The sequence below is a fragment of the Vreelandella malpeensis genome, from assembly GCF_020622355.1.
Classification (GTDB): Bacteria; Pseudomonadota; Gammaproteobacteria; order Pseudomonadales; family Halomonadaceae; genus Vreelandella; species Vreelandella malpeensis.
In genome coordinates, this window is sequence record NZ_WHVL01000007.1 from 151641 (window position 1) to 176217 (window position 24577).

The 24577-nt window shown below is 65.9% G+C and carries 28 protein-coding genes, 1 tRNA gene and 1 rRNA gene; 16 read left to right on the top strand and 14 right to left on the bottom strand.

Translation table 11 applies throughout. The features are described 5' to 3' along the window. Window positions 1-2: 2 nt before the first annotated feature. The 4 genes from sbcB to minC all read right to left on the bottom strand — a co-directional run bounded on the left by sbcB (window position 3) and on the right by minC (window position 3563). Window positions 3-1499: an exodeoxyribonuclease I gene (gene sbcB, locus GEV37_RS15640; protein ID WP_227391199.1), complete on the bottom strand. Its 1497-nt coding sequence runs from the start codon at window positions 1497-1499 to the stop codon at window positions 3-5. Window positions 1500-1600: 101 nt separating this feature from the next. After that, window positions 1601-1852 carry a cell division topological specificity factor MinE gene (minE, locus tag GEV37_RS15645; protein WP_227391200.1) on the bottom strand — a complete coding sequence of 84 codons (252 nt, stop codon included), beginning with the start codon at window positions 1850-1852 and terminating at the stop codon, window positions 1601-1603. Next, window positions 1849-2667, bottom strand: a complete 819-nt coding sequence (minD, locus tag GEV37_RS15650) for a septum site-determining protein MinD (RefSeq protein ID WP_227391201.1) — start codon at window positions 2665-2667, stop codon at window positions 1849-1851. Before minD ends, minE begins: the two co-directional genes overlap by 4 nt. Before the next feature lie 155 nt (window positions 2668-2822). Then, window positions 2823-3563, bottom strand: coding sequence for a septum site-determining protein MinC (minC, locus tag GEV37_RS15655; RefSeq protein WP_227391202.1), 741 nt, complete (start codon window positions 3561-3563; stop codon window positions 2823-2825). Window positions 3564-3755: 192 nt separating this feature from the next. Between minC and GEV37_RS15660 the strand changes: the two genes are divergently transcribed. Further along, the gene (locus GEV37_RS15660; protein ID WP_227391203.1) at window positions 3756-6542 is read left to right on the top strand and encodes a DUF349 domain-containing protein; all 2787 of its coding nucleotides are present in this window, start codon (window positions 3756-3758) and stop codon (window positions 6540-6542) included. Window positions 6543-6619: 77 nt separating this feature from the next. Here GEV37_RS15660 and phbB read toward each other — a convergent pair whose 3' ends face one another. Next, entirely contained in the window at window positions 6620-7366 is a 747-nt protein-coding gene (phbB, locus tag GEV37_RS15665) for an acetoacetyl-CoA reductase (protein WP_227391204.1), read from the bottom strand. A gap of 268 nt (window positions 7367-7634) precedes the next feature. Here phbB and GEV37_RS15670 point away from each other — a divergent pair. Next, window positions 7635-7711 (top strand) — tRNA-Met (locus GEV37_RS15670). Between the two features lie 109 nt (window positions 7712-7820). Here the strand turns inward: GEV37_RS15670 and GEV37_RS15675 are convergent. The 3 genes from GEV37_RS15675 to GEV37_RS15685 form a co-directional block, all read right to left on the bottom strand. Continuing rightward, window positions 7821-8888 carry a CobW family GTP-binding protein gene (locus GEV37_RS15675; protein WP_227391205.1) on the bottom strand — a complete coding sequence of 356 codons (1068 nt, stop codon included), beginning with the start codon at window positions 8886-8888 and terminating at the stop codon, window positions 7821-7823. Window positions 8889-8899: 11 nt separating this feature from the next. Then, window positions 8900-9067 carry a TraR/DksA family transcriptional regulator gene (locus GEV37_RS15680; RefSeq protein WP_386111657.1) on the bottom strand — a complete coding sequence of 56 codons (168 nt, stop codon included), beginning with the start codon at window positions 9065-9067 and terminating at the stop codon, window positions 8900-8902. 83 nt (window positions 9068-9150) lie between these two features. Then, the gene (locus GEV37_RS15685) at window positions 9151-9804 is read right to left on the bottom strand and encodes a DUF1826 domain-containing protein (RefSeq protein WP_227391206.1); all 654 of its coding nucleotides are present in this window, start codon (window positions 9802-9804) and stop codon (window positions 9151-9153) included. 247 nt (window positions 9805-10051) lie between these two features. Between GEV37_RS15685 and nikA the strand changes: the two genes are divergently transcribed. The 7 genes from nikA (at window position 10052) to GEV37_RS15720 (ending at window position 16478) form a co-directional block, all read left to right on the top strand. Further along, entirely contained in the window at window positions 10052-11620 is a 1569-nt protein-coding gene (nikA, locus tag GEV37_RS15690) for a nickel ABC transporter substrate-binding protein (protein ID WP_227391207.1), read from the top strand. Next, entirely contained in the window at window positions 11620-12564 is a 945-nt protein-coding gene (gene nikB / locus GEV37_RS15695; protein WP_227391208.1) for a nickel ABC transporter permease subunit NikB, read from the top strand. Before nikA ends, nikB begins: the two co-directional genes overlap by 1 nt. Then, window positions 12561-13427, top strand: coding sequence for a nickel ABC transporter permease subunit NikC (gene nikC, locus GEV37_RS15700; protein ID WP_227391209.1), 867 nt, complete (start codon window positions 12561-12563; stop codon window positions 13425-13427). The genes nikB and nikC overlap by 4 nt, the downstream gene beginning before the upstream one ends. Then, window positions 13424-14203 (top strand): ATP-binding cassette domain-containing protein, encoded by a 780-nt coding sequence (locus tag GEV37_RS15705; protein ID WP_227391210.1) that lies wholly within the window; start codon window positions 13424-13426, stop codon window positions 14201-14203. The genes nikC and GEV37_RS15705 overlap by 4 nt, the downstream gene beginning before the upstream one ends. Continuing rightward, window positions 14200-15027, top strand: a complete 828-nt coding sequence (nikE, locus tag GEV37_RS15710; RefSeq protein WP_227391211.1) for a nickel import ATP-binding protein NikE — start codon at window positions 14200-14202, stop codon at window positions 15025-15027. The genes GEV37_RS15705 and nikE overlap by 4 nt, the downstream gene beginning before the upstream one ends. Window positions 15028-15062: 35 nt before the next feature. After that, window positions 15063-15416, top strand: a complete 354-nt coding sequence (locus tag GEV37_RS15715) for a hypothetical protein (protein ID WP_227391212.1) — start codon at window positions 15063-15065, stop codon at window positions 15414-15416. A gap of 123 nt (window positions 15417-15539) precedes the next feature. Then, the gene (locus GEV37_RS15720; RefSeq protein ID WP_227391213.1) at window positions 15540-16478 is read left to right on the top strand and encodes a co-chaperone YbbN; all 939 of its coding nucleotides are present in this window, start codon (window positions 15540-15542) and stop codon (window positions 16476-16478) included. Here GEV37_RS15720 and GEV37_RS15725 read toward each other — a convergent pair. Further along, window positions 16472-17644 (bottom strand): MalY/PatB family protein, encoded by a 1173-nt coding sequence (locus tag GEV37_RS15725; protein WP_227391214.1) that lies wholly within the window; start codon window positions 17642-17644, stop codon window positions 16472-16474. The two genes, GEV37_RS15720 and GEV37_RS15725, sit on opposite strands and share 7 nt — an antisense overlap. A gap of 39 nt (window positions 17645-17683) precedes the next feature. Here GEV37_RS15725 and GEV37_RS15730 point away from each other — a divergent pair, with 39 nt between their 5' ends. Further along, a complete protein-coding gene (locus tag GEV37_RS15730; RefSeq protein ID WP_227391232.1) occupies window positions 17684-18115 on the top strand; it encodes a hypothetical protein in 432 nt (143 codons plus the stop codon). Window position 18116: 1 nt separating this feature from the next. Here GEV37_RS15730 and GEV37_RS15735 read toward each other — a convergent pair whose 3' ends face one another. Continuing rightward, complete coding sequence (locus GEV37_RS15735; protein WP_227391215.1) at window positions 18117-18473, bottom strand: hypothetical protein; 357 nt, start codon at window positions 18471-18473, stop codon at window positions 18117-18119. A 76-nt stretch (window positions 18474-18549) separates the two neighbouring features. Between GEV37_RS15735 and GEV37_RS15740 the strand changes: the two genes are divergently transcribed. From GEV37_RS15740 to GEV37_RS15755, 4 genes are read left to right on the top strand one after another with little or no spacing between them, the layout of a single operon-like run. Further along, window positions 18550-18951 (top strand): acyl-CoA thioesterase, encoded by a 402-nt coding sequence (locus GEV37_RS15740; RefSeq protein WP_227391216.1) that lies wholly within the window; start codon window positions 18550-18552, stop codon window positions 18949-18951. A gap of 42 nt (window positions 18952-18993) precedes the next feature. Continuing rightward, complete coding sequence (locus GEV37_RS15745) at window positions 18994-19290, top strand: hypothetical protein (protein WP_227391217.1); 297 nt, start codon at window positions 18994-18996, stop codon at window positions 19288-19290. Between the two features lie 18 nt (window positions 19291-19308). Beyond that, a complete protein-coding gene (locus tag GEV37_RS15750; protein WP_227391218.1) occupies window positions 19309-19827 on the top strand; it encodes a DUF501 domain-containing protein in 519 nt (172 codons plus the stop codon). Between the two features lie 32 nt (window positions 19828-19859). Beyond that, window positions 19860-20405: an LOG family protein gene (locus GEV37_RS15755; RefSeq protein WP_227391219.1), complete on the top strand. Its 546-nt coding sequence runs from the start codon at window positions 19860-19862 to the stop codon at window positions 20403-20405. A 45-nt stretch (window positions 20406-20450) separates the two neighbouring features. Here GEV37_RS15755 and GEV37_RS15760 read toward each other — a convergent pair whose 3' ends face one another. Continuing rightward, complete coding sequence (locus tag GEV37_RS15760) at window positions 20451-20972, bottom strand: 3'-5' exonuclease family protein (protein WP_227391220.1); 522 nt, start codon at window positions 20970-20972, stop codon at window positions 20451-20453. 8 nt (window positions 20973-20980) lie between these two features. Next, window positions 20981-21466, bottom strand: coding sequence for a tetratricopeptide repeat protein (locus tag GEV37_RS15765; protein ID WP_227391221.1), 486 nt, complete (start codon window positions 21464-21466; stop codon window positions 20981-20983). 242 nt (window positions 21467-21708) lie between these two features. On the opposite strand from GEV37_RS15765, the gene GEV37_RS15770 reads away from it, so the two are divergent. Both GEV37_RS15770 and yaaA read left to right on the top strand, forming a co-directional pair. Next, entirely contained in the window at window positions 21709-22740 is a 1032-nt protein-coding gene (locus GEV37_RS15770) for an NADP(H)-dependent aldo-keto reductase (RefSeq protein ID WP_227391222.1), read from the top strand. A gap of 109 nt (window positions 22741-22849) precedes the next feature. Continuing rightward, the gene (gene yaaA / locus GEV37_RS15775; RefSeq protein WP_227391223.1) at window positions 22850-23629 is read left to right on the top strand and encodes a peroxide stress protein YaaA; all 780 of its coding nucleotides are present in this window, start codon (window positions 22850-22852) and stop codon (window positions 23627-23629) included. Here yaaA and GEV37_RS15780 read toward each other — a convergent pair. Next, window positions 23604-24200: an isochorismatase family protein gene (locus tag GEV37_RS15780; protein ID WP_227391224.1), complete on the bottom strand. Its 597-nt coding sequence runs from the start codon at window positions 24198-24200 to the stop codon at window positions 23604-23606. The genes yaaA and GEV37_RS15780 overlap by 26 nt on opposite strands. Before the next feature lie 168 nt (window positions 24201-24368). Further along, window positions 24369-24484: ribosomal RNA gene (gene rrf, locus GEV37_RS15785) — 5S ribosomal RNA — on the bottom strand. Window positions 24485-24577 lie beyond the last annotated feature (93 nt).

Genomic DNA, 24577 nt, shown 5'->3' on the forward strand with positions numbered 1-24577 from the left:
GCTCAGGCGTCGAACGCCTGGGCGGGCAGCATCGCCTCCACGAACATCACTACCTCTTCGAGGATCTGGCGCTGGTAGTCGGTCAGGCTCTGCTGGTTGTAGCGCTCGATCTCCCGGGCGAAGGCTTTCAGGGTGAAGCCGGAGACGGCGGCATCGTTGAGCCGCGCCCAGCGAAACGCCTCCCACTGCTCGCGCTCCTCGCCTTCCAGCGTTTCGGGGTAGTTGCGTGCCCGAAAGCGAAACAGCATCTCCTCGAGGCGCGGGTCCTGGAAGGCGAAGCGCGCGCCGACCAGATCCCAGGGCGAGGTCTCGCGCACCCGCTGCATCTGCTGGCGATCCGCGGGGGAGAAGAAACTGCCGGAGTAGAGCATCAGGTCCGGATCCTGAGGACCCTCATCAAAACCCGCGCCGAACACCTCGATGACCTTCTGCGCCACTTGAGCGGCGCTGTCGCGAAGCGTCTTCCAGTGCACCCGGCACTGATCCACGTCGATGCCCAGACGCGCCTGGATTTCGCCGTAGTCGCCTTGTTTGGGGCCTTGCACGTCCTTGAGCGCCGAGGCGGGGAACACCACCGGGCAGCGGTTGATGTGGATCACCTTCAAGGGAATGCGCGACTCACCCTCGGCCAGGTCCTGCTGGCTGACGAAGACCCGCTCGCGGATCTGCTCGACGCCGAGCGACAGAAGCTCGGCAGGGTCGGCGCCGAGATCGAACACGATCACCCCGTTGGGATTGGTCGGATGTTCGGCGAGTGGCATCACCAGCGCACTGCAGCCGCGACTCGCCGGGTAGCGCCGCGAGATGTGCAGCACCGGCTTGGCGCTGGCGATATCGAGTTGCTGTGCCACGGCGCGCTTGCCGCGCAGCCCCAGCAGGTAGTCGAAGAGCTTGGGATTGCGATCGCGCAGAAGCCGTGCCAGGGCGATGGTGGCGCGCACGTCCGCCAGGGCGTCGTGGGCGCCGGCGTGCTCGATGCCGTTGGCGGCGGTCAGCGCCTCGAGCTTGAAGCTCGGCGCGCCGTCCTCGCGCTCGGGCCAGGTGATGCCGTCGGGTCGCAGCGCATAGAAGGCGCGCACCACGTCAATCAGGTCCCAGCGCGAGTTGCCGTTCTGCCATTCGCGGGCGTAGGGGTCGAGAAAGTTGCGGTAGAACAGGTTGCGCGAGACCTCGTCGTCGAAGCGCAGACTGTTGTAGCCCACCACGCAGGTGCCGGGCTCGCTCATCACGGCCTGGATTCGCCCGGCGAAATCCGCCTCGGGCACGCCGTGGCGTCGGGCTTTTTGGGGAGTGATGCCGGTGATCAGGCAGGCAGCGGGGTGTGGCAGCGCGTCGTCGCTGGGCCGGCAGTAGAGCTCGATGGGCTCACCGATCTCGTTGAGGTCGGCGTCGGTTCTGATCGCGGCGAACTGGGCCGGACGGTCGCGGCGCGGGTCGGCGCCGAAGGTCTCGTAATCGTGCCAGAGAAAGCTGGCGGGGGCGGCGTTGGCTGGCGCCATGGGCTAGTACTCCCGTGAACGTGTTCGTGCCCTAACGTACTGATGGGCATCAACGTTCTAGCCTAGCACAACCCGCGTCGCCCCCGACGCGCAACGCTCGCCTAACCTTTGGGCAGGGTGACGTTGAGCTCGAGCACCGAGCAGTTGTCCTCTCTGTCCAGCGAGATCTGGATGGCGTTGTCATCGACATGCACGTAGCGGCGAATCACTTCCAGCAGCTCGCGCTCGAGCATCGGCATGTAGTCGGGCTGGCCACGCTGGCTGCGCTGGTGAGCAACGATGATCTGCAAGCGCTCCTTGGCCACCGAGGCGGACTTCTTGCGCTCGCGCTTAAGGAACTCCAGTAATTTCATCGACGGCCTCCCCCGAACATCCGGCCCAGCAGGCTCTTGCGCTGAACTTCGTGAAAACGCAGCGGCACCTCTTCGCCGAGCAGCCGCGCGACGGTGTCGGCGTAGGCCTGACCCGCGTCGCTCGCGGCGTCGTGGGTGACCGGCACGCCCTGGTTCGATGCCCGCAGCACCGCTTCTGATTCGGGAATCAGCCCGAGCAGGTTGATGGCCAGGATCTCGCGAATGTCCTCGAGGGTCAGCATGTCACCGGAGGTCACCCGCGACGGGTTGTAGCGGGTGATCAGCAGGTGCTCCTTGACCGGATCGAGACTCTGCTCGGCGCGCTGGGTCTTGGAGCCGAGCAACCCGAGGATGCGGTCGGAATCGCGCACCGAGGAGACCTCGGGGTTGGTGACCACCACGGCTTCGTCGGCGAAGTACATGGCGAGCTGCGCGCCGCGCTCGATGCCGGCGGGCGAGTCGCACAGGATATAGTCGAAGTCGCTCTTCAACTGCTCCAGCACCTCGGCCACGCCCTCCTTGGTCAGGGCATCCTTGTCGCGGGTCTGCGAGGCAGGCAGGATGAACAGGTTCTCCACCCGCTTGTCGCGGATCAACGCCTGGTTGAGCCCCGCCTCGCCCTGGATCACGTTCACCAGGTCGTATACCACGCGGCGCTCGCAGCCCATGATCAGATCCAGGTTACGCAAGCCGACGTCGAAGTCGATCACCACGGTCTTCTTGCCGCGAAGCGCCAGCCCCGTCGAAATGGCCGCCGCACTGGTGGTTTTGCCGACCCCCCCTTTACCTGAGGTCACTACGATAATCTTGGCCAAGAGTCATTTCCTTTCAGAGGTCGCTGCCGGCGCGGGCGTCTTGTTGTCGTCATCGCGCGCAACGAGAACATCAATGTCAATCATATGACGTGTCGATCCAGCCTCTACTCTAACGAAAAGCGGCCGCCACGTCGCTACACCGTTCGCCTGCGCGGCTAGACCAACGCCTTGATCTCGAGCTGCTCTTCGCTGAAGTGGACCTGGGCCGCACACCCCAGAAGCTTGGGATCGATATCTTCAAGGCGCTTGTAGTTGCCCGCCACCGACAGAAGCTCCGCCTCGAGCTCGCGACAGTAGATACCCGCCTGGGTATTGCCATGGATGCCTGCCAGCGCCCGGCCTCTGAGCGCCCCGTAGACATGGATGCTGCCCGCCGCCAGCACCTCGGCGCCGGCGTTGACCGCACCGATCACGATCAGATCGCCTTCGGCGGCGCTCACCTGCTGGCCCGAGCGCACGGTGCCGCGGTAGAGCCGCGTCGCCGCCGTGGGCGCCTCGAGCTCGACCGGGGCAGCGGGTTCCACCGGCGCCTCGACGCGCTCGACGCTTTCCAGGGTACGCGCACGCGCCTCCTCGACCGGGGCGAACCAGCCCAGGCCCAGCGCCCAGGCGGACTGGCGAACCGGCTCCGGGCCGCCGCGCACTGCCACCGGCAGAAGCTTGTGGTCGCGGCACACTGCACAGATGCGCTCCAGTGACAGGTGCGGTTCATCGAGTTTTTCCACGCTCAGCACAACCGGTGTATGCTGAAAGAAGGCGGGGGACTGGGAGAGCTTGCCGGCCAGCTGACGCCTGATCTGCTCGGGATCGGCACTGCTCAACTCCATGACGGTCATGGGCAGCATGCCGCCTTTGAAGGTGAAGGCGTTGTCGGCGCTATCGGCATTGAGGCTCATGGCCGAACTCCATGTCATGTCGGATAGGATGGAACAAGCGCAGTTTCGCGCCCGGGATGTGATGGCCCGCCGGATTCGCCGGGCGACGTCACATGGCTACTGGCAAAACTAAGCGACAGCGCCGGTGACTGCAACAACCAAAATGCCGACGACTGACTTTTTTCACGCGACGCCTCTCTTGCAGGAAGATTCATGCACGCACTGTTAAGACGCCTGTTCGCGCCTCGGTGGCAGCATCCCGACCCCGAGGTCCGCCGCCAGGCACTCGATCAACTCGACCCGCAGTACGCCGACCAGCGCGACGCCTTGAAGGCGCTCGCCGACGACCCTCAGCACGACATCCAGCGTCAGGCCCTGGTCCGCCTTGACGATCTCGAGACCCTGGTGGCGCGCTTTTCGCGCCATCGCGACGAGCCCGCCTGGTTCGACGCCGTGCGCGATGGCCTGACCGGACGCCTGGGCAAGGCAGACCTGCGCACCCGGCGCGAGCTCATCGAGCGCCTCGATCATCCGGGGCTTGCCGGCGAGGTCGCCCTGAACGGCGACAACCTGGAACTCCGCCTGGCCGCCCTCGCTCGCCTCGACGATGAAAGCGACCTGGTCCACCAGGCTTGCCACAACGGCGTGGCCGCCGTTCGCCAGCAGGCGGCGCAGCGCGTCGAGAGCGAACAGGGATTGAAGCGGCTCTTGAAAGAGGCGCGCCGCGATCGCCAGGTCGCGCGCCTGGCCCGCGACGCCTTGGCGAAGCTGCGCCATGACGCCGAGTGGCACGACCGCCAGGCGGCGCGCCGCGACGAACTGCTCGCGAAACTCGAACAGCATGCCAATACCCCTTGGGAGCCTCTTTACGGTGGCCGGCTCAGGCACCTCGAGCGCGAATGGCGCGCCCTCGACCAGTCGCCCAGCGCCGAGCAGGAGCGTCGCTTTCACCAGGCGATCCTGCGCGCGCACAAGACGCACAGCGATCACGAGACCCAGGAACAGGCACGCCAAGTGCGCCAGGCGCGCCGCAGCGAAGCGGACAGCACCCGCGAGCAACTGCTCGAAGGGCTCGAGGAGAGCATCGAGGGGCTCTACCACACCGAGACGCTCACCTCCCAGGATATCGACAGCCTGAGCGCCCAGCGCCGGCTGCTCGGCCAGCGCTGGCAGTCGCTGTCGGACGTGCACGCCCCTGCCGAGTCGAGCCAGGCGCGCTTTACGGTGGCGCTTGCCGCCTCCGAGCGGGTGATGGAGGCCTGGCAGCGCTGGCAGACGCATCAGGAGGCAATCGAGGGCGCAGTGACTCAGCACGATATTGCGACGCTGAGCGAGCTGGCTCCCCGCTGCGCGTGGCCGGACGGACTGGCCCGACCGGCGCTTTTGCAACGTGCCCGCCAGCTGCTGACGCTGGAGCGAACCCGAGAGGCACAGCAAACGCCGCCCCTCGAGACGCTCGAGGCAGAGCTCGATACCCTGGAACACCTGATCGAACGCGGCGCCTTCAAGAGCGCCAGCCGTCTGCATCAGCGCCTGAAGCCCACCTTCGAGGCGCTGACCGAGCCGGCGGGCAAGCCGCTCAAGTCGCGCCTCAGGCAGCTCGGCGCGAAGCTCGCCGAGCTTCGCGACTGGCGCGGCTTCGTCGCCGGGCCAAAGCGCGAGCAACTATGTGCCAGCATCGAAGTGCTGGCCGCCGATCCGCACATGGCGGAGTCGGCGCGGGACCGTCACCACCGCCAGTTGATCAAGGAGTGGTCGTCGCTGGGCGATGCGGCGGCCAGCCGTGAACTCTCGGCGCGCTTTCGCGCCGCCTCCGAGCGCATTCATCAGCGCCTGGCGGACTGGCATCAGGCCCAGGACGAAGAGCGCCAAACCAACCTTCGCCATCGCGAAGCGCTGTGCGAACAGCTCGAGACGCTGTGCGACCAGCCCTCCGAGCACGCCGACCCGGATGCGCTGCGTGAGATTCGCGACAAGGCCCGCCACCAGTGGCGCACCTACGCCCCGGTCCCGCGCGAGGCCTCCGAGGCTATCGGCCAGCGTTTCGGCAAGGCGCGCTACCGACTGCAGTCGCTGATCGATTCCCGGGCCGAGCAGATCGCCGGCGACAAGCGCGCGCTGATCGACGAGGCCCAGGCGCTGCTCGAGTCGCACGGCGCACCGCTTGGCGAGCGCATCGAGCAGGCCAAGGCGCTCCAGCGCCGCTGGCGGGCGCTGGGGCGGGCGCCCAAGGGCGAGGAGCAGGCGCTGTGGAAGCATTTCAAGGCCGCCTGCGACCGACTCTTCGCCCAGCGCGATGCCGACAAGCATGCCCTGGCGGCCCAGCGCCAGCAGGCGCTCGACACGCTGCAGGCGCTGATCGACGAGATGGACGCCTGGCAACCCCGTCAGGCAAGTGACGCGGCGACGCTCGACGCCTTCCTGGGCCGCGCCGCCGCGCTCGAACCGCTGCCCCACAACCGCCGCAGCGAAGGCATGCAGCGAAGGCTGAGCGGCATCGTGCGCGCCCGTCGCGACCGTCTTTCCCGCCTGGAGGGGGCAGAGGTCATTCACCGCTGGCACGCGCTGAGCGCGCTGGTAAAGGCGCACCTGGAGGCGGATCAGGCTGCATTTACCGACGAGCTCGCTGCCCCGGTCGATGCCGGCACGGCGCTCCCGGCGGGCGCCTTCGCCGCCGCCCACCAGCGCCGCAACGCCGCCCGCCTGCAGGCTTCCCCACCCGATGAGGCGGCACTGCAGGACGCCCTGGCGCGGCTTCGCGTACATCTCTCGCTGCTGGCGCTGGGCAGTGTCAGCCCCCGGGACGAGCCGCTGCGCCTGGCCATCCAGGTCGAGCGCCTGAACGACGGGCTCGGCGGTGAACGCCGTCAGGCCGAGGAGATCGAGCGCGTGCTCGCGGAACTTCTGGCGCTGGGGCCGATGCCCCTGGCGCTCTGGGAGCGAGAGGTCGGCGAATTCGATCGCCTTCTGGAGCGGCTGTCGCGCCCGCTCGGCGTCTAGCGGGCGACACAGTCAAAAGGGAGGCCGAAGCCTCCCTTTGTCATTGCTGCGTGCTCGTCGCCGCGTGGCGGCAAACCTCAGCCCATGAACTGGCCACCGTTGATGTCGATGTTGGCGCCGGTGATGAAGCCGGACTCCTTGTCGGCCAGAAACACCACCAGTCGCCCGATCTCCTCCGGGGTACCGTAGCGCTTGACCGGGATTGTCTCGCGAATCGCCTCGCGCACCTTCTCGGGAATCGCCATGATCATGTCGGTGGCGATGTAGCCTGGTGAAATGGTATTGACCGTAATGCCCTTGGTGGCGGTCTCCTGAGCCAGCGACATGGTCAGACCGTGCATGCCGGCCTTGGCGGCGGCGTAGTTGACCTGCCCGAACTGCCCTTTGCGTCCGTTGATCGAGGAGATGTTGATGATGCGCCCGTACTCCTGCTCAAGCATGGCGTTGACGACGCTGCGACAGGTATTGAAGACGCTGTTGAGGTTGGTGTCGATCACTTCGTCCCACTGCTCATAGGACATCTTCTTCATCGTGCCATCGCGGGTGATGCCGGCGCAGTTCACCAACACGCTGATCGGGCCATGTGTTTCGGTGATCTCACGCGCGGCATCGATGCACGCATGGTAATCCGACAAATTCACGCCGGACAGCGCCATGTTGTCAAAACCGTCGGCCCTCTGGCTCTCGAGCCACGTCTTCGCCTTCTCCGGGTTGCGATACCCGGCGACGACGAAATAGCCCGCTGCCGCCAACGATCGGCAGATCGCCGTGCCGATCCCGCCCGTACCACCCGTGACCCAAGCTACCTGGGACTGACTAGCCATTGACTACCTCCCCGAGAGAACGAATGACCCAGACCCGACAAGACGGGCGGTGTCGCAAGCCATTCTGAATGGGCGCGCGAGCCTACCTGTCCCTCGCGCACGCTGTTGTTGTTTCCGCCAGGGGCCATCGCCGCTCTTCAAGGCCCCCTGACAGCATAGCGTTACTCGCCCATTGTTGCAGGGTGATAACACCCACGCCGTTTCGACGCATTTTCATTCTTTCCTCTTGACTCTAACCGCTACTTAGGTAGAATACGCCCCACGTTGATGCGGGGTGGAGCAGTCTGGTAGCTCGTCGGGCTCATAACCCGAAGGTCATCGGTTCAAATCCGGTCCCCGCTACCATCTTCTACGAAAAAGCCGCTACCGAAAGGTAGCGGCTTTTTCGTGTCCGTTACTTGAGCGGGCGCAAGGAAAGTCCAGAAAGCTGCCGTCCTGGCGTCACGTTGGCCACCTACACCTTCGAGGCGCTGAAGAAGTGGTACATCTCGGCTACCGTCTCCGGCGAGACGTGCTGGGTGATGAACACGAACCGTGAAATACGATCCTTGACGCTCGCCACCGGCAGCGTTACCGGCGGGTGGAAGATGTGCTGCACCCCGTGCAGTGCCAGCGGCGCCTCCCGGTCGGTCAGATGCACCACCGCCTTGACCCGCAGCATCTTCTCGCCCATCAGCGACATCAGGATATTCAGCCAGTTATCGAGGGTCTCCGGGGCGATGGGTTCCTCCACGGTGAAGCAGAAGGCGTTGATGCCGCTTGCGTGGCGAGTGGTATCGTGGCGAGCGTGGGCATTGCCGAGCGAAATCGCGGTGCCGGCGTGGGCCGGCGTTGGAGTAATCGTGTACTGCCCCGCCTTGAGCCACCCCTCGGCCTGAAAGCCTGCCTCCCCGTCGCGGGAGAGCCCGGCCCCCACCAGCAGCGAGGCGGAGAGTTCGCCGTCCACCACTTGCCACTGCTCGGCGGCGGGGTTGAGCCGCGCCAGCCGGTTGGCCAGGCGCGACACGCCCGACTCGTCAGTGAGGTCGGTCTTGGTGATCAACAGCTTGTCCGCCACCGCCACCTGCTGGCGGGATTCGTCATGGGCGTCGAGGGTCGCGTCGCCGTTGATCGCATCGACACAGGTCACGACACTGTCGAGTCTGAAGTGGTGGGCCAGCCAGCGATCCATCATCAAAAGCTGCAACAGCGATGTGGGTGCGGCAAGCCCGGTGGTCTCGATCACCACCCTGGCGGGAGCGGGCTTTCCGCGCGCCTCGAGATCCTTCAGCGCCTCCTGCAGGGTGCGGCTCAGATCGCCGCGCAGGGTGCAGCACAGGCAGCCGCTGCTCATCTCGATCACCGCCTGCTCGTCGCTTTGGGTGATCAGTTGATGGTCGAGGCCAATGTCGCCGAACTCGTTGATCACCACCAAGGTGTTGTGCATGGAGCTTTGGTGCACCCACCGGTTGAGCAGCGTCGTCTTGCCGCTGCCCAGAAAGCCGGTAAGGATGTTGATCGGAATCAGCGCTTTATCGGTCATGACGTTCAGTCTCATCTGGCCTTGCGATAATGGTTTTCCTGGCGCTCCTTTGCCTCGATGCAGAGCCGCGCGGTGGGGCGAAACAGCAGCCTTGGGATGCCGATGGGCTCGCCGGTCTCCTCGCAGAAGCCGTACTTTCCGTTTTCGATACGCGTCAGGGCAGCATCGATGTTCTTCATCCGCCGGCTTTCGCGGTCGGCCTGGCGCGCGAGAAGCGAAGTTCCTCCTCGAAAATACGATCGCACAAGAGTGCACATTCACATCACGCCGGGTCGATGGTCATCAAAAGCCGCTTCTCGCCGGGTGTCAGCGTCGGGCTGCGGTGGACCAGCGCCCGCTCTTCACATCCGACCCAGCCGCTGCCCTTGATCAGTGCGATGTCGCCGGGGGCCAACTGCTGGATCGCCCCCGGGTCGCGAATGATCTCGGGGCGATCCGGACGGGGCGCACCGAGGCCGGCCCGGTCGACAGCGTGCTCCAGCAGCCACTCGCTGCCCGGGCCCACGTAGGTCGCGACCAGTCGAACGGGCAGGTTATCGCAGTGAAAGCGCGGGCACATGGCGCGGTTGAGCAGACGCAGCCGGATGCCAACCGTCTCGGTCTCGAACAGAAAGGCAATCGCCTCGGCGATGGTCGCCACGTCATCGATCAGCGCCGCTCCGGCCTGGGGCGCGGGCAGGTGTCGCGCCAGATCCGCCTTGAAGGCGTCGTCGATGCCGCCAAGCCAGGCGTACTGCCAGTCGCGATCGGTCTGGCACTGGGCCTGGGCACTGAGCACCACATCGGCGCCGAGCGGGCGCGTGAGCACCGCGAGGTTGATCGCGTCCTCGAAGATACGCGGTAAGACGCTGATGTCGTCGCCGATGGCCGCATGGTCGGGCCAGGCGGCTGGCCGAGAAATCGGATGTAATGGCACGGATGCCTCCTTTTAGAAATTGCGAGTACATCGAGTCGAGATAAAGCGTGTCGAGAAATGCCCGCGGGTCATGGCTACTCGCCGCATATAATTACGTTATATCATAACATATAACGCACAGCGATCTGACTTTATGGTCTGGCAAGCGTCGTTTATGCTGGCCGCACGTGGGCGCGCCCTACGCCCGACCGCGCAAGTATGATAATTTCCTGCCTTCTTCATTCTTTTCAAGACGATCGAGGTAAGCATGCGCGCGGCTCTTGGTGCCCTGACGGTACTCCTTTTCACGCTAGGGCTTGCCGGGCAAGCGGTGGCGCAGACACGACTCGACGTCTCCTGGCCAAGCAATGTAGGCCCGCTGAATCCGCACCTCTATACCCCCAACCAGATGTTCGCCCAGGCGATGGTGTATGAGCCGCTGGTACGCTACCAGGCCGACGGTACGATCATCCCCTGGCTCGCCGAGCGCTGGGACGTCTCCGAGGATGGTCTCGCCTATACGTTCACGCTGCGCGACGATGTCACCTTCTCCAACGGCGAGCCCTTCGACGCAGCGGCGGTGGTGGCCAACTTCGAGGCCGTTCTCGCCAACCGCGAGCGTCACGCCTGGCTCGGGCTGACCGACGCCATCGCAGGCGTCGAGGCGCTGGACGCGCACACCGTCGCGCTGACCCTGGCCTCGCCCTACTACCCGGTGCTGCAGGACCTGGCGCTGCCGCGCCCGTTTCGCTTCATCGCGCCGTCGCAGCTGATTGATCGCACGTCCGCCCACGGCATTCGCGCACCGATCGGCACCGGGCCCTGGGTACTGGCCGAGACGCGGCTGGGCGAGTTCGACCGCTTCGCGCGCAACGAGACCTACTGGGGCGAGGCGCCGGCGCTTGATGAGGTCAACATGAAGGTGATCGTGGATCCCAACACCCGCGCCATCGCGCTGCAGACCGGTGAGATCGATCTGATCTATGGCGCCGACGGGCCGATCTCGCCGGACACCTTCGCTCGCCTGGCCGAAAGCGGCGAGTACACCACCGCGCTCTCGCCTCCGGCGGAAACGCTGATGCTGGCACTCAACAGCCAGCACGGCCCTACCGCGGAGCTCGCCGTGCGCCAGGCGATCAACCACGCTGTCGACAAGGCGAGCATGATCGAGAGCGTCTTCCACGGTACCCAGGTGCCGGCAGACACGCTCTTCGCGCCTAGCGTTCCCTATGCCGATGTCGGCCTCGCCGCGTATGACTTCGACACCGCCCGCGCCGCCACGCTACTGGATGCGGCGGGCTGGACATTGGACCACGGCGTGCGTGAGCGCGACGGCCAGCCGCTGCAGATAGAGCTGGTATTCGTCGGCAACGACGCCGTCGCCAAGTCGCTGGCCGAGATCGTTCAGGCGGAGTTGATGACGCTGGGCATGCTGGTGCGCCTGATCGGCGAGGAGGAGAGCAGCGTCTACGCGCGCCAGCGCGACGGCCGCTTCGGGATGATCTTCAATCGCACCTGGGGTGCCCCTTTCGACCCGCACGCTTTCATCAGCTCCATGCGCACGCCCTCCCACGCCGACTACCAGGCGCAGTCGGGCCTCGACGACAAGCCCGAGATCGACGCACTGATCGACGAGATTCTCGCAAGCGTCGATGAAGACGAGCGCCAGGCACTTTATGCACGTCTCTTGAACCGCCTGCACGACGCTGCCGTCTACCTGCCCCTGACCTACACCAACGTGATCGCCGTGGCCGATCCTGCGCTTGGCCCGATTCCCTTCGGTGCCATGACCAGCGAGATCCCCTTCGAACGCATCACACCCATGGTGAACGACTGATGGGGGGCTTCATCGCCCGGCGGCTGCTGCTTCTGCCGGTGCTGCTGCTGGCGGCCTCCTTGGTGATCTTCTTGCTCCTGCACCTGGGACCGTCGGACCCGGCCATGGACTACCTGCGACTTTCCCAGGTACCGCCCACGGAGCAGGCCCTGGAGCACGCCCGCATAACACTCGGGCTCGACCGGCCGCTCGCGGTGCAGTACCTGGACTGGCTTTCAAGCGCGGTGCGCCTGGACTTCGGCGTCTCCTACGCGACCCAGCGCCCGGTGTTCCAGGACCTGATGCACTACCTGCCCGCCACACTCGAGCTTGCAGGCGTTGCGCTCGCCCTCACCCTGCTGGTCTCGATTCCGCTGGGCCGCTGGGCGGCGCGTCACCACCACCGCGGCCCGGACCACCTGGTACGTTTGATCGCCTTCGTCGGCGTCTCCATGCCGAACTTCTGGCTCGGTTTTCTGCTGGTGGCACTGTTTTCCATCTACCTGGGGTGGCTGCCGCCCATGGGCCGCGGGGGGGTGACGCACCTGATCATGCCGGCGGTGGCGATCTCGCTGATGTCGCTTGCGATCAACGCGCGGCTCTTGCGCGCCAGCATGCTGGAGGTGCAGGGCCAGCGCCACGTGCGCTACGCCCGCCTGCGCGGGCTCGCCGAGCGCGACGTGGAGTCTTCCCACGTGTTTCGCAATGCTCTGCTGCCGATCATCACCGCCACGGGCATGCATATCGGCGAGCTGATCGGCGGCACGCTGATCATCGAGAGCATCTTCGGCTGGCCGGGCGTAGGGCGTTTCGCCATCACCGCGATCTTCAACCGCGACTATCCGGTCATCCAGTGCTTCACGCTGCTGATGGTGACGATCTTCGTGGTCTGCAACCTGGTCGTGGACATCGTCTACGCCTTTGCCGACCCGCGCATCCGGGTTTCCCGGCAGGGGGTCCAATGAGCGTTCATGTCCTCTCCTCGTCGCCCGCTATTTCGCTCTGGCGCCAAGCGCGCCCGACCACGCGGCTGGCCTTCGCCCTGGTGGCGCTGCTGATGGCGGCCGCTCTGGTCGGCCCCTGGCTTTCACCCTTCGACCCCAATGCGGTAGCGCTCGCCGACCGGCTCCAGGCGCCGAGTGAGCGCCACTGGCTGGGCACCGACCACCTGGGCCGCGACATCTTCGCCCGGCTGATGGCCGGCACCCGGCTCTCGCTCGGGGTGGTCGCCGTGACGCTTGCGCTGATGCTGGCGCTGGGCATCGTGATCGGCGGCACCTCGGGGTTCGTCGGCGGGCGCACCGACCAGGTGATCATGCGCGTGACCGATATCTTCCTGACCTTCCCCACCTTCGTGCTGTCGCTGTTCATGATCGGCGTGCTCGGCACCGGGCTGACCAACGTGGTGATCGCCATCGCCCTCTCCCACTGGGCTTGGTACGCGCGCATCGTGCGCGGCATCGTGCTGTCACTCAAGCACCGCGATTTCATCAGCGCCGCCGCCATGGCCGGTGCCAGCCGAACGCGCATCTTCATCCGCCACCTGCTGCCCGCCACGCTGTCGCAGCTGGCGGTGCTGGCCTCGCTCGATATCGGCCATATCATGCTGCACGTCTCGGGTCTGTCGTTTCTGGGTCTTGGCGTGGCCGCGCCGACGCCGGAGTGGGGCGTGATGCTCTCGGACGCCCGCCAGTTCGTCTGGACCGAACCGCTTTTGATGCTGTGGCCGGGGCTTGCGCTGTTTCTGAGCGTCATGGCCTTCAACCTGCTGGGCGACGCGCTGCGCGACCGCCTCGACCCCCAACTGCGCCGGGAGTACGCCTCGTGAGCCATCAGACGCTGAACCTCGTGGACATCGCCGTCGATGCCGGCGCAATCCGCCTGGTGGACGGTGTCTCGCTCACCCTCGCCCGGGGCGAGGTGGTCGCACTGGTCGGCGCCAGCGGCTCGGGCAAGTCGCTGACCTGCGCGGCGGCCCTCGACGCCCTGCCCGCCGGCACCCGCCGCCAGGGCGGCCAGGTCTGGCTCGACGGCGCGCCGATCGCCCCGGAGCGGCTTCGCGGCCGCGTGGTGGCGTCGGTGCTGCAGAACCCGCGCAGCGCCTTCAACCCGGTCAGGACGCTGGGTGATCACGCCGAGGAGACTCTCCAGGCGCTGGGGATGGAGAAAAGCTGCTGGAAGGAGCGTATTCACCGCGCCCTGCGCGAGGCGGGACTCGACGAACCGCAGCGACTGCTCGGCCTCTACCCCTTCGAAATGAGCGGCGGCATGCTGCAGCGCGCGATGATCGCCCTGGCCCTGGCGAGCGAGGCGCCGTTTCTGTTCGCCGACGAACCCACCACCGACCTCGACGTGATCCACCAGCGCGAGATCCTCGACCTGCTGGCGGGGCTTCGCGAGCGCTTCGGGCTGGGCATCCTGCTGATCACCCATGACATGGGAGTGGTCGCCCGCCTGGCCGACCGGGTACTGGTGATGGACCAAGGCTGTGTTCAGGAGAGCGCGCCGGTGGAGGCGATCTTTCGCCAGCCGCGCCACGCCGTCACCCGGGCGCTGGTGGCGGCGCACCTGTCGCTCTACCCCGCCCAGGAGATCACGCCATGAGCCTGCTGTCCGCCCGCGACGTCCATCATCACTATTCGCGTACATCGCTTTTTCGCACCCGGACAGCGGTGGCGGTGCTCGAGGACGTGTCGCTCGAGCTCCAGCCCGGCGAGATCGTCGGCCTGCTGGGACGCAGCGGCTGTGGCAAGAGCACGCTGGCACGGCTTCTGACCGGACTCGAGACGCCGACCCGGGGCGAAGTACTGTTCGAGGGGGCGGCGCTTTCACGGCTCGACAAGGCGCGCCGGCGCGACTTTCGCCGCCGGGTGCAGATGGTGTTCCAGGACCCCCAGGGGGCGGTGAACCCGCGCCTGACCGTCGCCGAGATCATCGGCGAACCGCTGATTCACCTGACCGATCTGCCGCGCGCGCGCCACGCCGGGCGTATTGTCAAACTGCTGAAGAGAGCCGGGCTTGCCGCCCCCATGGCGCACCGCTATCCCTTCGAGCTCAGCGGTGGCGAGCTGCAGCGGGTATGCATCGCCCGGGCGCTGGCATCGAACCCATCGCTGATCGTGCTCGACGAGGCGGTCTCCAACCTGGACCTGCACCTGCAGATCCAGATGCTCGACCTGTTCGCGTTGCTCTCCCGGGAGCAGGGCGTGGCGTTTCTCTTCGTGACCCACGACCTGCGCCTGGTGGAGCGCGTCTGCTCGCGGGTGCTGGTGATGGAGCGTGGCCGAGTGGTGGAGAACGCCGCCGTGAGCGCGCCACTGTCGCTCGTCTCCAGCGAAGGGCGCGCACTCGCCGAAGCGGTGCTGCCTGCGCTTCCCCGGCGTTTGTCGACCGCGAGGGAACATCTGGCGCCGGAGCGGGTCTGTTGAGCGCCTTATCATCACTTTGCATGGGACACGATCCAATGAAGAAGACCGCTTTCTTGCTCGGCCTCACGGGCCTGCTGGCCGCACCGGGCGTGTTCGCCCAGGATCAGGCGTGCTCGACCGAGGCGCTGATGGCCGCCAACCAGAGCCTCTACGACCAGTTCGAAGCCTTCGCCGCCAACCAGATGGAGCAGGGCAAGAGCGCCGAGGAGCTTTCTGCCTCCATGGAGGAGATCACCCGCGCCGGCAACGCCGAAGAGGTGCTGAGCCGTCATCAGGCGGAGCTCGAAATGATGGAGCCGGGCATGGACCACGAACCCTCCCAGGCGCTGTGCGACGACATGTACGCCATGCTCGACCAGATGCAGGACGCGCTCGACGAACAGCAGTAAGCCACGCCCGAAGGCGGTGGCAAGCGGTGTCGCATGGCCGACACCGCTTGAATATCGCCCGCCTTGCCTACATATCCTGTGCCATGCTTCCCTTGTTTTCTTTTCAGCAGAGCGCAGATAGCCATGACGATCATTGATCCCCGCACCGGCAATACCCTGACCTCCGAGCCGGCAGGCCAGGCGCCTGCCGCTGGCACACCCGGTAGCGTCGCTCGCGAAGACGTCGTCATCGAACTCGGCGCCGCCAACGTCCAGCAGGTGCTGGAAGCTTCGATGCAGGTGCCGGTGCTGCTGGCCAGCTTCTCGCCGGAGAGCGATGCCTGTCGCCAGCTGCTGTCGGTGCTCGAGAGGCTCGCCCTCGAGTACGCCGGTGGCTTCTTGCTGGCCACCCTCGATGGCCAGGCCAATCCGGAGATCGCCGCCCAGCTCGGGGTACGCTCGGTGCCCGACGTCAAACTCGTGAGCCAGGGCGGCCTGGTCGACGGGTTTCAGGGGGCACTGTCGGAGAAGGAGGTGCGCGAGTGGCTGGGGCGCTACCTCAAGGCGCCGGAAGGCGCCTCGATGAGCCCCGAGGAGCAGGCCGAAGCCGCGCTGGAGTCCGGTGACACCGCCACCGCCCGCGAGCTCTACCAGACGCTGATGACCCAGTATCCCGAGCACTACGCCTATCAGGTGGCACTTGCCCGCGTGCTGGTGAGCGAGGGCCAGATCGACGAAGCCCGCGCGCTGCTCGACAACCTGCCGCCGGAAGAGCGCGACGCCGCCCCTGCCCGGGGCGTGCGCGCCAGCATCGAGTTCGGCGAGCGCGCCTGGAGCGTTGATGCGATCAGCGCGCTCGGCGATCGCGATGACAGCGAAGCGCGCTACCAGCGCGCACTTCGCCAGGTGGCCGACGGCGACTACGACCAGGGGCTCGAAGGGCTTCTTGCGCTGATGAAAAGTGACCGCGCCTTCGAGGACGACGCGGCGCGCAAGACCCTCCTCCAAGTGTTCGACGCCCTTGGCGCCGACCACCCCTTGACCGTCGCCTACCGGCGCAAGCTCTTCGCCCTGCTCTACTGAGCCTGCTCGCCGAGCACGCGATCCATCCGCGTCAGCGCCACCGCCAGCTGGGCAGCGGTGGTGCCGAAATTCAAGCGCAGAAAGCCGGGGCGCCCGAAAGCGGCGCCGTCAGAAAGCGCCACGCCCGCCCGCTCCTTGAGCGCCTGGTAGGGCGCCTCGCCCAGCCCCGCCCGGCGAACGTCCAGCCATGCGAGATAGGTTGCCTGGGGCGGGCTCATCTCGACGCCCGGCCAGCGATCCACGTGTGATTCAAGCATCGTGCGATGCGTGCGCAGCACCGCCAGCAGTTCCTGGCGCCAGGGCTCGCCGTCTCGATAGGCGGTTTCGGCGGCCACCAGCCCGAGCACATTGACGTCCGGGAGCAGCCCCTTGCAAGCGGCGGCGAAGCGCTGGCGGACCTGTGGGTCCGGAATCACCGCGCAAGCGCTGGTCAGCCCCGCCAGGTTGAAGGTCTTGGAAGGCGCCCAGAGCGTGATGGTGCGCCGGGCGAGCGCCGGGAAGAGTGCGGCCAGCGGCCGGTGCCGGGCGCCTTCGTCGAGCAGCAGGTCACAGTGAAGCTCGTCGGAGACCACCCACAGGTCGTGGCGTTCGACCAGCGCGGCCAGCCCCGCCAACTCCTCTTCGCGCCACACTCGCCCGGTCGGGTTGTGAGGGTGACACCAGAGCAGCAATTTGGTCTGCGGGGTGATCGAGGCCTCCAGGGCGGCGATGTCGAGCCGCCAGGGCTCGCCGGGAGCGTCGGGCTCGGCGAGTAGCGCCGTCTGCGCTTGCCGCCCGGTGCGCTCTGCCACGGCCAGAAACGGCGGGTAGATGGGCGCGACGGACAGGATGGCATCGCCGGGGTCGGTCAAGGCCAGCGCGGCAAAGTGCAGCGCCGGCACCACGCCGGGCAGCCAGTGCTGCCAGTCGGCCTCGATGACCCAGTCGTAGTGGGTCGCGCTCCAGCGACACAGGGCCTCCGTCAGCGAGGCGGGAATCTCGCCGTAGCCGTAGACGCCGTGGTCGATGCGCGCCTTCAGCGCCTCGACCACCACAGGCGGTGCGCGAAAATCCATGTCGGCGACCCAGAGCGGCAGGATGTCCTCGGCGTAGCGGTGCCATTTCTGGGACGGGTAGCCGCCTTCGGGGTGGCGCCGCTCGACAGGCGTGGCAAAATCAAAAGCCATGATACTTCTCACTTGAGATCGACAAGACGGACGATGAGCATGCCGCAAAACGACTTCTACACCAAGGTGCGCGCAGGGCTAGCCGCGCTCTTGCAGCAGTGGCGCTCCCAAGGCCAGGCGGATGCCGATCAGCTGGCGCTGATTCTGGCCGAGACCGCCCGGGTCGCCAAGCTCGGCACGCCCGAGACCACCCCCAGCGGCGAGGAGCTGGCGCGCTGGAGCGAGGATAGCGCCGGCACGATGCCGCTGTGGGCACCGCGCACCGCGGTGTTCCTGCTCAACCAGATGCCTGCCCGCCCGGCGCCGCAAAGCGAAGCCGAGGCCTGCGCCTGGGCCTATTGCTGGCTCAAGAACCGCGCCTTCGATTCTCGGGAACAGGCACGCGACGCCCTGCCGGAGCACCTGAAGGCGCCGCTCGAAAAGGCCCTGGACGCCGCCTGGCGCGACCAGCAAGGTCTGCGGCTGGTATGAGCTAGCGCTTGCGCGTGGGCGACTTGGGCTTGAAGCCTGCTGGCTTGGTGGCAAGCCAGGCCGCGAAGGCGCTTATGGCCGGATCGCCTGCGAGCGCCTCGACGCTCGAGAAGCGGTCGGCCAGCTCGCGCTCGCTGTAGAGGCGGTGGATGTGCTTGTGGCAGGGGTGACACAGCCAGGCGATGGCCGTGAGCCGCTCCTCGCGGCTGTGGCGCTTTCGATAGCGCGCCTTGTTGTGCAGGGTGCGGGGAATCAGATGGTGCTTGGTCAGCGCCGCCTGGCGATGGCAGAGCTCGCAGCCCTCGGGCCGGGGCGGCGGCGCAAGCGGCGGTGCGGCCTTGTCCTCGCGCGCGCTCACGGTGCAATACCTTGACCGGGTGCGCCGGGGAGGCAATTCTGCAGGGTGACGCTCACACTCCTGAAAGGCTTTTTCAATGTTCACTCGCCATATCGAACCCGCGTTTTATGATACCGACGCCCTCGGCCACATCAACAACACCCGTTTGCCGGCGTGGTTCGAACTCGCCCGCAACGATCTTTTCAAGCTCTTCACGCCGGATCTGAATCCGCGCCAGTGGCGGCTGATCATGGCGCGCATGGAGATCGACTACCGGGTGGAACTGTTCTACGGTCACGACATCGAACTGCGTACCTACCTGACGCGCCTGGGCACGAGTTCCTTCACGGTGACCCAGGAAGCGCGCCAGTTCGATACCCTGACCAACCTCGGGCATACGGTGCTCATCCAGTACGACCACCACGCCAAGCGCGCGGTTCCCATCGAAGGCGAGCTGCGCGAGTCACTGACGCATCACCTGCAGGATGCCCCGAGCTGAGGCCGCACGCGAGCCTTTCGCCCCACACGACGGGAGCCCACCATGGCCATTCGCTACACCCTGTGGATAGACCCGGACGATACCGAGCGCCACCGTGCCGTCGAGAAGCACCTGGAGCACTATTTTCTGGAGCGCTTCGCCGACTATCCGCACATCCGCTTGTTCGGCGCCGACCCCTACGATTATGATGCCCCGTTCAATCGTCTCTACGACGTCCTGATGGCCCGCGCCGCCGAGTACTGCGAGCGCACCTGGCACTACGTGGCTTCCCCCGAACAGCTCAATCGCTGCTTCTTTCGCGCCGTGGGCCGCTCCACCAAATTCGTCCAAGACGAGTAATACCAAGAGAGTGTCACGATGGTAATTCGCACCGACCACGCCCCCGACGAGCGCGAGCTCGCGATCATCACCCAGCAGCTCGGCCGGGCGCCGCGCGGTATCGAAGCCGTCGCCGCGACGGACGCTGCGGGGACACCGCTGGCGCTGCGCATGGCACCGATCGTCGACGGCAAGCCCTTTCCTACCCTCTACTGGCTCTGCTCGGACGTGCTCAAGATCGAGATCTCTCGGGTCGAGGCGGTGGGCGTGATCAAGTCCCTGGAGCAGCGTCTTCAGGAGGAACCCGACTTTCTCGAACGCTATCAGCAGAGCCACCGCGACTACGTGGCGGCGCGCTGGTCGTTCATGAGCGATGCTCAGCGCGAGCAGGTCGAGCGGCTGGGCTACCGTGAGGTGCTGACCGAGCGCGGCGTCGGTGGCATCAGCAACTGGCAGCAGATACGCTGTCTGCACACGCAATACGCCCACCACCTGGGTAGTCATAACGTGATCGGGGCGTGGATGGACGAGCACTACGGCATCGACCGCTTCGTCTAGCCCGGCGCGTCACTCATCATCAAGGAATCGACATGGCGCGAATTTGCGTTTATCTGGGCTCGCGCGAGGGCCGAAGCCCGGCGTTCATGAAGCAGGCACGGGAGCTTGGGGCGCTGATGGCCGAACGCGGTCACACGCTGGTATACGGCGGTGCACGTATCGGGTTGATGGGGGCGCTGGCGGATGCAGCGCTCGAGGCCGGCGGCGAGGTGATCGGCGTGATGCCGGATCATCTGGTGGAGCGAGAGCAGGCCCACTTTGGCTTGACCGAGCTGATCCGGGTGACCAACATGCACGAGCGCAAGGCCACCATGGCGGCCCACGCCGATGCCTTCGTGGCGCTGCCCGGCGGCATCGGCACCTTCGAGGAGCTGTTCGAGGTGTGGACCTGGGGCTACCTGGGGCTTCACGAGAAACCGCTGGCGCTGCTCGATACCGACGGCTTCTACGCGCCGCTACTCGGATTTCTGGACAACACCGTCGAGCAGGGGTTTCTTGCGCAGGCGACTCGTACCATGCTGCTCGACGCCGAGTCGCCTGCATCGCTCATTCAGCAATTGGAAGACCGCCTGGCCTGACGCATCATCCCTCGGCATCGGCCACCGCCAAGGATGACGGGGCCTTCAGGTGCCCTGTTCGGCGGCGCAGCGGGTATGCTGGTAGGTCAGTTGCAGAAGGCGCGCATCGTCGCCGGCGCGGTGGCGCTGGATGGGCTGGTCACCGATGATCGCTTCCTTGGTCTGGCTCCAGAGCGCCTGCTGCGGTTCGGTCAGCAGAATTCGCAGCGCCTCAAGCCGAAAGCGCGGCAGCATACCCGCATGGTGGAACAGCAGTGAAAGCCAGGTGTTGTCGTAACCCCAGCTGTCGCTGTAGGCCTTGCCCAGCCCTGCCAGCTCGTCGTTGAGCCAGCGGGCGACCTGGCGCACCGGATACCCTTCCTGAAAGAGTCGCTCCCGCGAGATGCCGTGCAGAAGCTCCGCCTTGGGGTCCCAGTGCGTCCACTCATCCAAGGGCTGGATCAAGAACGCGCAGCAGCTGCCATCGGCGCGGGCCAGACCGATCTCGATCGGGTAGCTGCCACGCCCGAAGCCGGAGGCCTCGATGTCCAGCACAGTGGGCAGCGTCTCCATCGCCGGTGCCGTCATGCTCATACCTAGGCCGCGACCAGCGGTGCGGGGCTGGCGATACTCGCCCAGTAGGCCGACTGCTCGCTGTCTCGGGAAAGCCCCAGCTCGCCCAGTCGATAGGCGCGGGCAAGGCGCTCGGCGGCGAGCCGATGCCCGGCCTGGGCCGCGCGGGCGTACCAGGTAACCGCGTAGTCCTCGCGGCACGGGTACTGCACGCAGCCGTGCTCGTGGATCTGAGCGGCCTGGTACTGGGACTGGACATCGCCGGCCTGGGCGGCTTCGAGCACGTAGCGCGCGCCGCGCGCCTTGTCCTGGGGCGAGCGGCTGCGTTGAAACAGCATCCGCCCGTAGGTCGACAGCGCATCCGGATGCCCCGCTTCGGCGCAGCGCTTGTAGAGGCGCATGGTCAGCCGCTGGGTGCGGGGCGAATGCGGCAACAGCCACCGGGAACGAAACAGCTGTTCGGCCAGACGAAACTCCAGCCGAATGAACAAAGATGATGCCTGCGGCATGGCAAACCACCCTGCCTGTCTGTTGAAAGCCTGATCAGCCGAACCCTTAGCGTGCGGCCAACCCTACGATGATCCGGCGCCTGGCCGGTAAATGGGCTGGCAAGCATACGCTTGCCTTCGCCTCGACTCAACCCCCTTCATTTGCCGCATGGGACGCGCCTCGCTAACATGCCCTGACTCGTCATCGTCGCACCGTTTGAGTCGGCCTGCGACGCAGCATCCAACCGCACAAGGAGCGCACCATGCAAACCCGTCCACTCGGCAGAACCGGCCTCGACGTGAGTCGTCTGTGCCTGGGCACCATGACCTACGGTGAACAGAACAGCGAAGCCGAAGCCCACGAGCAACTCGACCGCGCCGTGGCCTTCGGCATCAACTTCATCGACACCGCCGAGATGTATCCGGTTCCTCCCAAGGCCGAGACCCAGGGCCTCACCGAGACGTACGTCGGCAGCTGGCTGAAGGCGCGCGGCGCGCGCGACGACGTAATTCTGGCCACCAAGGCGGTGGGCCCGGGCATCGAGCACATTCGCGGTGGCGCGCGCATGAACCGGGAACACATCCACCAGGCCATCGATGCCAGTCTCGAGCGCCTGCAGACCGACTACATCGACCTCTATCAACTGCACTGGCCGGAGCGCAAGACCAACTTCTTCGGCCAGCTCGGCTACACCGCCACAGATGACCACGATGCCACGCCGCTCAAGGAGACGCTTGAGGCGCTCAAGGCGCTGGTGGACGCGGGCAAGATCCGCGCGATCGGGCTTTCCAACGAGACGCCCTGGGGCGTGATGCGCATGCTCCAGCTGGCCGAGACGTTCGACCTGCCCCGCGTGGCGTCGGTCCAGAACCCTTACAATCTGCTGAACCGTTCCTTCGAAGTGGGCCTTGCAGAGATCGCCCATCGTGAGGACGTCGGGCTTCTGGCCTACTCGCCGCTGGCCTTCGGGGTGCTGTCGGGCAAGTACCTGAACGGCGCCCAGCCGGCCAAGGGTCGCCTCACGCTGTACGAGCGCTTCAAGCGCTACACCTCGCCCCAGGCCGAAGAGGCTACCCAGGCCTACGTGGCGCTTGCCCGGGAGCACGGGCTCGACCCGGCCCAGATGGCGCTCGCCTTCGTCAATTCGCGCTCGTTTCTGACCAGCAACATCATCGGCGCGACGACCATGGAGCAGCTCGAGTCCAACCTCGAGAGCGAAGCGCTGAAGCTCGGCGACGAGGTACTCGAAGGCATCGAGGCGATCCACCGCCGCCTCTCCAACCCAAGCCCTTAAATGCAACGCCACCTATCGCCCCTATAGCCCCGGCCTAGGCCGGGGCTTGCTATCATGGGCCCTCACCATGGATCGATGCAGCCTTGGCGCTGCGTACAAGGAGCATGCGATGTTAAGCGTTATCTCGCCGGCCAAGACGCTGGATTTCGAGACCCCGTCGACGACTCGGGAAGTGACCCGGCCAGACTTTCTCGACCAGAGCCAAGCGCTGATCGATCTGCTGCGTGACTACTCGCCGCAGAGAATCAGCGAGCTCATGGGTATCAGCGACAAGCTCGCCGGGCTCAATGCGGCGCGCTTCGAGGAGTGGGAGACCCCATTCACCCTGGATAACGCCAAGCCCGCCGCCCAGGCGTTCCAGGGCGATGTCTATACGGGACTCGAAGCGGACACCTTCGATGACGCTCACAATCGCTACGCGCAAACGCACCTGCGTATTCTGTCGGGACTCTATGGGCTGCTGCGCCCGCTGGATCTGATTCAGCCCTACCGGCTGGAAATGGGTACCAAGCTGGCGAACCCGTCGGGAAAGGACCTTTACGCCTACTGGAAGCCGACGATCACCCAGGCGCTCTCCAGAGCCGTCGACGAGAGCGGCTCGAAAGTGCTGGTCAACCTGGCCTCCAACGAGTACTTCAAGGCAGTGGATACCAAGAAACTCGATGCCGATATCGTCACCCCGGTCTTCAAGGACGAGAAGAATGGCACGTTCAAGATCGTGAGCTTCTACGCCAAGAAGGCGCGTGGGCTGATGGCCGCCTGGATCATTCGCGAAAAGATCGACTCGGCGGAAAAGCTCAAGGCCTTCGACGTGGCAGGCTACACGTTCGACCCCGGCGCCTCCGAGGCCGGCACGCTGGTCTTCACGCGGGGCGAGAATCAGCGCTGAAAAACGTTACCTCGCGCCCGGCGCGAGGCTTGAGAAAGTGGCGATGGACTCGGCTGAAAAGCTCGCCGTCACAGCGGTAGAGCCACTCGTAGGCCACCATGTCGGCGCTGACGCCGATACCGCCGTGGCCCTGAACGCGTGCCAGAGCAAGCAAGGCTTCCTGCCGCCGTCGACTGACGCTGGCATCCACCAACCAGTAGAGCTCGTACCCTGACTGAAGAAGGCCCAGCGCGCTCTGCAGTACGCAGATGTGCGCCTCGGCGCCGCAGATCACGACCTGACGTCGCCCGGTCACCTCGAGCGCACGCATGAAGCCGGGCTCTTCGGTCACACCGAAGTGGCGCTTCTCCCATACCTGATGAGGCCCCAGGCGCTCGGTCAGCATGTTCACGCTGTGGCCGATCTTCTCCGGCGCCTGCTCGGTGAGCCAGACCGGCACGCCAAGCTCGCCTGCCACGCCGCCAAGCCAGGCTGCCTCCTGCACGGCGGCGTCGGCATCGCCTATCGCGGGCAGAAGCCCCGCCTGAAAATCGACCATCAGCAGCAGGCTATCATTGGCGCTCAATCGCATCGGATTACCTCTTTCTAGTCGAGGTGGATTCTAGTCGAGGTGGAGCGTTTCGTTGTACCGCGATGACCGTCCGAGTTCAAACACCGAAGAGGACAAAAGTAAAAAGTCGTTTCGCAGGCACAAAAAAAATCCCCCGCCTCGAGGAGACGGGGGATTTTTCGGATAGGTGCCTGACGATGACCTACTCTCGCATGGGGAGACCCCACACTACCATCGGCGCGTTGCGGTTTCACTTCCGAGTTCGGCAAGGGATCGGGTGGTTCACGCAGGCTATGGTCGTCAGGCGTAACTGTCAATGTACATCATGCTGGGCGTGTTTCGTGGCGTCTCTGCCGAGCGTTCTCGGCACGTATCCGGTGTTCTTTCATTCGTTGTCA